The 1,469-nt window shown below is 56.9% G+C and carries 2 protein-coding genes and 1 pseudogene; 1 reads left to right on the top strand and 2 read right to left on the bottom strand.

Features of this window, described 5'->3' with window-relative positions; all coding sequences use genetic code 11:
• On the top strand, positions 1-664 hold a 664-nt coding region (gene tnpC / locus CFR80_RS18115; RefSeq protein ID WP_110507823.1), incomplete at its 5' end, for an IS66 family transposase.
• A gap of 28 nt (positions 665-692) precedes the next feature.
• On the opposite strand, the pseudogene CFR80_RS18110 reads toward tnpC, so the two are convergent.
• Positions 693-944, bottom strand: a pseudogene (locus CFR80_RS18110) (transposase); the annotation flags it as partial.
• Positions 945-1,090: 146 nt separating this feature from the next.
• Positions 1,091-1,469: hypothetical protein (locus CFR80_RS19695; RefSeq protein WP_220032774.1), on the bottom strand; the 379-nt coding region annotated here is incomplete at its 5' end.

The raw sequence follows: 1,469 nt of genomic DNA, 5'->3' as shown, positions 1-1,469 counted from the left end.
CTGGACCGGCATTCTGCAGTCAGACGCCTATGCGGGTTATAATACTCTGGCGAAACCGGGACGCCAACCCGCGCCGGTTGTCTCCGCCGGATGCTGGGCCCACGGACGCAGAGGGCTGTTCAAAATCGCCGAGAGGGACAAGGCGCCCCTCGCCATAGAGGCAGTAGGCAGGATCGACGCCATATTCCAGGCCGAGCGCACCATCAACGGTACGCCCCCAGAACATCGGCTGGCAGTCCGTCAAACAGACATAGCCCCTCTGGTCGACGATCTGTTCGACTGGATGCGGGAGTGTTGCCGGCGCATGTCGACAAAAAATCCCGTTGCCCACGCCATGAACTATTTTCTCAGACGTGCCGATACATTCACACGATTCCTCACTGACGGCCGGATCTGTCTGACGAACAATGCAGCAGAACGCGCCCTGCGCGGCATCGCCCTGGGCAGGAAAGCCTGGTTGTTCGCCGGGTCCGATCGTGGCGGAGAGCGCGCCGCCGCCATGTATTCCCTGATCGTCACCGCGCGCCTGAACGATGTCGATCCCCATGCATGGCTCGCTGATGTCCTGGCACGGATCAATGACATCCCCAATCCACGCCTCCATGAACTCCTGCCCTGGCACTGGAAAGCCCACCAGCAGGTCCACAATACCATCGCCGCCTGAATACGCCCGCGTCTCTCGCCGGATGGTTACGGTGGAAATAGCCCTGCACGGTCGTGAAAGCGGGAAAGTTACGAGGCAATTGTCGCCACTGGCACCCCGTAGTGACGATATAGAAGATCGCCTCCATGACCCGGCGCAAATCCGTACGTCGTGGTCTCCCCAGTCGTTTCCTCTCGGGCATCAGAGGCGCAATCAGCGCCCACTCCGCATCGCGAAGGTCGCTTGCATATTCCAGGTCGTCCCGGCGATACTGCGCACGGGTGATTTCAGTCCAGGTCATCTTGATCTCATTAGGTTCTCGCAAACCCATGAATCATAACCCGCTGAAATCACTCAACTCATTTTCGGGCAGACACTGAGATGGTTGAACATCCGCTCAGTGCAACTGCGATTTTGTAGTGCTTCCGGTTTGTTTTCTGCGAAGCACTACATCCTTCCCTGTGATGGAATGACCGGCGGAATACCATGCATCCGCAGACCCTGACGGAAGCGATTGCTGTCATCCCCCTCCCCACCCAGCCAGCATAGTTCTTTGGAACTGGCAGTTTCATCACAAGAGCCGTGGTTTTGTAATCTGAAACTTGGCCTCCGGTGAGGATAAAGCTGACGTGCCCCCGAAAATGTGCCCATTTTAAAGTAGAGTCCGATCGAGAAGGATACGGACGGATGAAACGCAATCGCTTTACGGAAGAGCTGATCATAGGGATGTGAGTGCTGGTTGTAATCTCCCCAAATGTGCTGGTTGAAAATTCCCCAGTTTGAGGACTGTGCGTGATCGTCATGGGGGCATGCCCCCATGACGATC

Source organism: Komagataeibacter oboediens (assembly GCF_003207815.1).
GTDB classification, from domain to species: Bacteria; Pseudomonadota; Alphaproteobacteria; order Acetobacterales; family Acetobacteraceae; genus Komagataeibacter; species Komagataeibacter oboediens.
Note: the sequence above shows the minus strand (reverse complement) of the source record. Positions and strands in the feature narration are given on the sequence as shown.